Below are 6,000 nucleotides of genomic sequence, written 5' to 3' on the forward strand. Positions count from 1 at the left end.
GAAGGCGTCGCGAGCGGCCATCCGTTGGGTGTGCACGGCACGCGGGAACACAGTGCACACGTGGCGCATGAAAGTTCGGAGCGCAGCCCGTACCCATGTGGCGGGCGCAAGCAGCCGCTCTTAAGGCATCCAGGCCAGCAATTGATCCAGCCGCCGATGCGGATCGTCCTGCTGCAACAGCGAGAGCCGCTGCTGCTCGGTCAATGGCAGCAGCTCGGCCAACCGCCAACCAACCCAGGCGGCCTGATCCATCAACCCCGGTCCCACCGATGCAAATTCACCACCCACCTGCTCCAGCATGCGCTCCAGCACCGTGGACAGCAGGCCGTGCTCGGGCCGCAATTCGTCGTCCGGATCCGGTTCGCGCCAGGCGACATCTCCCACCACCAGACCGTTATCGCGAATGCGCGAGCGCTGTACGTGGAAACGCCGCGTGCCACGCAAGCGCAGCACCAGCACGCCGTCGGCGCCCACATCGAAATCCTCGATGCGTACTTCGGTACCGAACGCGGCCGGCGTAGCCGGCACGCCGACTTCGTTGCCTTCCAGGATCAGGCACACGCCGAAGCTTGTGCCGTTACGGCCGCATTCGCGTACCATATCCAGATAGCGGCGTTCAAACACGCGCAAGCCCATCGCCGCGCCAGGCAACAGCACGCTGTGCAAGGGGAACAGCGGCAACGCGCTGGTGTCTGCAGTGGCGGGGATCGGCACCATCAGGACAACTGCGCCAGGAAACGACGCGGCGCACCGTCGAAGCCACCGTTGGACATGAACACCACATGGTCTCCGGGCCGGGCAATTTCGCCCAGCGCGCGCAGCAAGGCATCCACGTCCTGCACCACGCGCGCCTCGCCGCGCACCTGCGCAATGATCGGTGCCGCGTCCCAGGCCAGTTCCGGCCGATGCAGAAACACCACTGCATCGGCATCGTGCAACGACGGCGCCAGCGCCTGGGCATGCGCGCCCAGCCGCATCGAATTGCTGCGCGGCTCCATTGCCACCACAACACGCGCCGCACCGACCTTCGCACGCAGACCCTGCAACGTCGTCGCGATGGCGGTGGGATGGTGCGCAAAGTCGTCGTACACGGTGATCGCGCGCGCGCTACCGATGACTTCCAGCCGCCGCTTGACGCTCTGGAACTGTGCCAATGCCGGCATCACCGTCGCCGGATCCACGCCTACCGCCTGTACTGCTGCCAGCGCCGCCAACCCGTTCAGGACGTTATGCCGCCCAACCAGGGGCCACTGCACCTGGCCAATTTCCACGCCACGGTGCAGCACCGTAAACGCGCTGCCATCGGCCGCGATCAACCGCGCGCTCCAGTCCAGCGACGCATCGAACCCGAACCGCTCCACCGGCGTCCAGCATCCCATCGCCAGCACCTCGGCCAGGTGCGCGTCTTCGCCGTTGACGATCAGGCGACCGCGCGCGGGCACCGTGCGCACCAGGTGGTGGAACTGGCGCTGGATGGCCGCCACGTCCGGGAAGATGTCGGCGTGGTCGTATTCCAGGTTATTGAGGATCGCCACCAACGGCCGGTAGTGCACGAACTTGCTGCGCTTGTCGAAAAACGCGGTGTCGTATTCGTCGGCTTCCACCACGAATTCGCGCCCCTGGCCCAGTCGCGCCGACACGCCGAAATCTTCGGCCACACCACCGATCAGAAACCCGGGCGCGCGCCCGGCCGCCTCCAGCAGGTAGCTCAGGATGGTGGTGGTGGTGGTCTTGCCGTGGGTGCCGGCCACGGCCAGCGTGTCGCGGCCGGGCAATACCTGCTCGGCCAGCCATTGCGCGCCGGAGGTGTACCGGCGGCCGGCATCCAGCACCGCCTCCACCGCCGCATTGCCGCGCGAAAGCGCATTACCGACAACCACGTCGGTCGCATCCGGCGAAATATTGGACGGCGCATAGCCCTGCGCCAACGCAATGCCCAGCGTTTCCAGCTGTGTGGACATCGGCGGATAAATGGCCTGGTCGCTGCCTTCCACCTGCCAGCCCAGCTCACGCGCCAGGGCGGCCACACCGCCCATGAAAGTTCCGGCGATGCCGAGAATGTGGAGTTTGCTCATGCCGCCCATTGTCGCCGATCGCCGCAGTTGCCGGACATTCCATTCCAACGCAGGCCCAAGTGTCGGGGATTTCCTACCGTACTGTCGGGAATTTCCCGATGTGCGAACCCGGTCACATCCCTCACTATGCTGAACGCCAGTCGCAGCATCCCTTTGGTCCTACTCCCCAAGAGGCCAAATCCCCAGGGAGCTCATGCTGTTGGGGCTCTGAGCAAGCCTACTACTGGCGTTATTCTGCCCCGGGCGTCTTGTACGTCCGGGGTTTTTCTTTTGGCACCACTGCCCGGGCGATCACGGCGAGAACACGGCGCGACCAGACGCCGCGCCTGCGGCCGGGCCTTGCGCCCGGCCCATTGCCGACTCAGCGGCCGAGCGCCTTGCTGATGCGTTCCAGCACTTCGTCCAGCGAACCCACGCCGTCCACGCGCGCCAACTTGCCGCGCTGCTCGTAGAAGCCGATGACCGGTGCGGTGGAATCGGTATAGACCTGCAGCCGCTTGCGCACCGATTCGGGGTTGTCGTCTTCGCGGCCTTCGGCCTTGGCACGACCGGCGATGCGCTCGACCAGCAATTCGCTGGCCACATCCAGCTGCACCACGGCATCCAGCGGCTGGCCGATCTTGCCGAGCAGCTCGTCCAGCGCATTGGCCTGGGCCACGTTGCGCGGGTAGCCGTCCAGGATGAAACCCTTGGCCACATCGGCCTGGCCGAGGCGCGCCTCCAGCATGCCGAGCAGGATGTCGTCGGACACCAGGTCCCCGCGTGCCATCACTTCCTTGGCCTTCAACCCCAGCGGCGAGCCAGCGGCCACTTCGGCGCGCAACAGGTCGCCGGTGGAAATGTGCGGAATATCAAACGTGTCTTTGAGACGTGTCGCCTGGGTGCCCTTGCCCGAACCGGGCGGTCCCAATAGAACCAATCGCATCAGTGGACTCCACTTTCGAATAAAAACGCGTTGCGGTGGGCGGCGTTAGACTCACGTCTTCGCCGGCGCTGACCGTATGGTCGTGCAGCTTACCGCATCCGGGGAATGTCCCGGCACTGTCCCCTGCGCCATGTCCCCATGTGAGGAGTCTGTCCCCCTATGACCACTGGCAACCTGCTCTATGCCCAATCCGGCGGCGTCACCGCCGTCATCAACGCCACTGCAGCCGGCGTCATCGCCGAAGCGCGCGCACGCAAGATCAAGGTGCTGGCCGCACGCAACGGCATCCTGGGCGCCTTGCGCGAGGAGTTGATCGACACCTCCAAAGAGTCCGCCGCCGCCATTGCCGCCCTGGCGCAGACGCCCGGCGGTGCATTCGGCTCGTGCCGCTATAAGCTCAAATCGCTGGAAGAAGACAGCGCCAAGTACGAGCGCCTGCTCGACGTGCTGCGCGCGCACGACGTCCGCTGGTTCCTCTACAACGGCGGCAACGACTCGGCCGACACCGCGTGGAAGGTCTCGCAGCTCGCAAAGGCCTATGGGTACCCGCTGCACTGCATCGGCGTGCCAAAGACCATCGACAACGATCTGGCAGTGACCGACACCTGCCCCGGCTTCGGCTCGGCGGCCAAGTACACCGCCGTCTCGGTACGCGAGGCCGCACTGGATGTCGCCGCCATGGCCGACACCTCCACCAAGGTCTTCATCTATGAGGCGATGGGCCGCCATGCCGGCTGGCTGGCCGCAGCGGCAGGCCTGGCCGGGCAAGACCCGGACGACGCCCCGCAGATCATCCTGCTGCCCGAACGCGCCTACGACCAGGCTGCATTCCTGGCCAAGGTGAAACAGGTGGTGGACAAGGTGGGCTGGTGCGTGGTGGTGGCCAGCGAGGGCATCCAGGACGCACACGGCAAGTTCGTCGCCGATGCCGGCGGCGCGACCGACTCGTTCGGCCATGCACAGCTCGGCGGCGTGGCCTCGTTCCTGGCCGCACAGGTCAAGCAGGAGCTTGGCTACAAGGTGCACTGGACGCTACCCGATTACCTGCAGCGCTCCGCGCGCCATCTGGCATCGAAGACGGACTGGGAACAGGCGCAAGCAGTCGGCAAGGCCGCCGTGCAGTACGCGATCAAGGGCATGAACGCGGTGATCCCGGTGATCGAACGCGTCAGCGACGCACCATACCGCTGGAAGATCGTGCCTGCGCCCCTGCACAAGGTGGCCAATCACGAAAAGAAGATGCCGCCCAGCTTCCTGCGCAAGGACGGCTTCGGCATCACCGAACGCGCCCGCCGCTATTTCGCCCCGTTGATCAAGGGCGAAGCCCCGCTGGCCTACGGCAGCGATGGCTTGCCGAAGTATGTGAGTTTGAAGAATGTCGCGGTGGCGAAGAAGTTGCCGGCTTGGGAGGGGTGAACAGGAAGCGATCGTCTCCAGCCAGAGCTGCCACTATCGCAAGCCTTGCGCAGGCGGAACCGGTGTACTGTCGAGAACCGGTGCACTGCCGCCGATCTGCAATGTCCGCACTCCGCACCATGGTCAAGCTACGGTCAACCTCGGCCGCCACCCCGGCCGCCCATTGGTATCCGAGAGATAGGCCGCGCCGGCAAATGCCGCGATTGACTGTAGGACTTTTCCTACAGATGCCCGGCAGACCAAGACAGGCGTGCGACTTGGCGGGAGTGAAGGCGGGGGCGCCCCATTGGCTCGGTAGAAATTTGGTTAACTGTGTGCCACAGTTCGCACCAAACCTGCCTCATCGCGCATAAGGATCATGGCTTCAGCAGGCAATCCCCTTCTAACACCCCAGGGCGGCACTCGCTGTCGCGGGGCGCCTGTGTGTGCAAGAAAAGGCGTCACTCATTCACCACAAGCGCATGACTTATAAGCTGGCCAAGGCCACTAACGCGTACCTGACTTCATTCCTGATTTCTGTTGCCGCTATTTTCACAATCCATCTGCACTGAAAAGATCGACGAGACTCGCCATGACTGCACGCTCCCGCCGCCTCCGCCATCCGATTTCCCGCCTTGCCACCGGCCTACTGCTAACAGTTGGACTGTGCGCAGGCTCCGCCAACGCGCAAGTGGTCATCGTTAACCCGTCGGGAGAGACAAAGGATATCGCGGAGTATGCGGAACAGGCCAAGCGATGGACCGAGACGATCAAGCAGTATCAGCAACAGTTGGATCATTACAAACAGCAACTCATCAATTTGACGGGTTTGAACTTTCTGCGCCCCCCCCCTGGACGATAAGTTCGTCTTGCGGGAAGCAGGCTATGGCCTTGAGTTCGCCTGTCCGGGATCACAAGCCAGCGGCATCGCAGGCATTCTTGATCAGATCAAGTCTGTCGCACCCTCGATGACTGGGAATATGGCGGAGGAACAGCTAAAAGTCTGCGCCCGCATTGTCATGGCGCAAAATTCCCAATACAACGAATCAGTCATGATGCTCAAGCGCTTGGTGCAACGTAACACCGAACTTGAGGCCATTGAGCGCCAGCGCGCCAGAGTGGGTACTAAACAAGGCGCATTGGCAGCTAACGATAACGAAGTGAAGCGTTTCACGGCACGTAATGCTATGGAAATGAGTCATTGGGAAGCCAAGATGAAAGCCTATGACGTCTATATTGCGGGACTCAAAGATGACCAGACCCTGCTGGCCAAGCGCGCATTGGAGGGCAATAAGGGCGATTTGCTGGGACAGGTCGTGCAAGCAGCTGCTTTGAAGATTGCGCTGTCCAAATGAATTAGCCGCCAACCAAAGCCCAGATCACGACGCACAGGCAAACAGCAATGGACGTTTTTTTTAATGGCGCGGCAAGCTGGCTGCAGCCGCTTGCGGACGCCAATCTCGGCGACTTCGTGTTCTTCAAACTGGTCAACGATTACTTCAACCGGGAAATCCAGGAATTCGGCCTCGACTTGATGGGTCGGGCTATGCGTTGGGTCAGCACCATCGCGCTGACGATCACCACGCTGTGGGTGCTGATTCTGGG

The 6,000-nt window shown here is 63.1% G+C and carries 6 protein-coding genes and 1 pseudogene; 4 read left to right on the top strand and 3 right to left on the bottom strand.

Features of this window, described 5'->3' with window-relative positions:
• Positions 1–120: 120 nt before the first annotated feature.
• The 3 genes from LN450_RS10295 to LN450_RS10305 all read right to left on the bottom strand — a co-directional run bounded on the left by LN450_RS10295 (position 121) and on the right by LN450_RS10305 (position 3,000).
• On the bottom strand, positions 121–717 hold the full coding sequence (locus LN450_RS10295; RefSeq protein WP_011348494.1) for an LON peptidase substrate-binding domain-containing protein: 597 nt from the start codon (positions 715–717) through the stop codon (positions 121–123).
• On the bottom strand, positions 717–2,084 hold the full coding sequence (gene mpl, locus LN450_RS10300) for a UDP-N-acetylmuramate:L-alanyl-gamma-D-glutamyl-meso-diaminopimelate ligase (RefSeq protein ID WP_170808618.1): 1,368 nt from the start codon (positions 2,082–2,084) through the stop codon (positions 717–719). The genes LN450_RS10295 and mpl overlap by 1 nt, the downstream gene beginning before the upstream one ends.
• Before the next feature lie 352 nt (positions 2,085–2,436).
• Positions 2,437–3,000 (bottom strand): adenylate kinase, encoded by a 564-nt coding sequence (locus tag LN450_RS10305; protein WP_003483308.1) that lies wholly within the window; start codon positions 2,998–3,000, stop codon positions 2,437–2,439.
• A gap of 159 nt (positions 3,001–3,159) precedes the next feature.
• On the opposite strand from LN450_RS10305, the gene LN450_RS10310 reads away from it, so the two are divergent.
• From LN450_RS10310 to LN450_RS10320, 4 genes and pseudogenes are all read left to right on the top strand, one after another.
• Positions 3,160–4,416, top strand: a complete 1,257-nt coding sequence (locus LN450_RS10310) for a 6-phosphofructokinase (protein WP_011348496.1) — start codon at positions 3,160–3,162, stop codon at positions 4,414–4,416.
• A gap of 571 nt (positions 4,417–4,987) precedes the next feature.
• Positions 4,988–5,257 (top strand): hypothetical protein, encoded by a 270-nt coding sequence (locus tag LN450_RS23255; RefSeq protein WP_011348498.1) that lies wholly within the window; start codon positions 4,988–4,990, stop codon positions 5,255–5,257.
• Positions 5,258–5,264: 7 nt separating this feature from the next.
• Positions 5,265–5,750, top strand: coding sequence for a hypothetical protein (locus LN450_RS23260; protein WP_309136619.1), 486 nt, complete (start codon positions 5,265–5,267; stop codon positions 5,748–5,750).
• A 47-nt stretch (positions 5,751–5,797) separates the two neighbouring features.
• A pseudogene (locus LN450_RS10320) lies at positions 5,798–6,000 on the top strand (type IV secretion system protein); the annotation flags it as partial.

The sequence above is a fragment of the Xanthomonas euvesicatoria pv. euvesicatoria genome, from assembly GCF_020880415.1.
Classification (GTDB): domain Bacteria; phylum Pseudomonadota; class Gammaproteobacteria; order Xanthomonadales; family Xanthomonadaceae; genus Xanthomonas; species Xanthomonas euvesicatoria.

Coding starts and splice junctions, on each gene's coding strand:
- LN450_RS10295 (WP_011348494.1), bottom strand. CDS start 717: ATGGTGCCGATCCCCGCCACTGCAGACACCAGCGCGTTGCCGCTGTTC.
- mpl (WP_170808618.1), bottom strand. CDS start 2,084: ATGGGCGGCATGAGCAAACTCCACATTCTCGGCATCGCCGGAACTTTC.
- LN450_RS10305 (WP_003483308.1), bottom strand. CDS start 3,000: ATGCGATTGGTTCTATTGGGACCGCCCGGTTCGGGCAAGGGCACCCAG.
- LN450_RS10310 (WP_011348496.1), top strand. CDS start 3,160: ATGACCACTGGCAACCTGCTCTATGCCCAATCCGGCGGCGTCACCGCC.
- LN450_RS23255 (WP_011348498.1), top strand. CDS start 4,988: ATGACTGCACGCTCCCGCCGCCTCCGCCATCCGATTTCCCGCCTTGCC.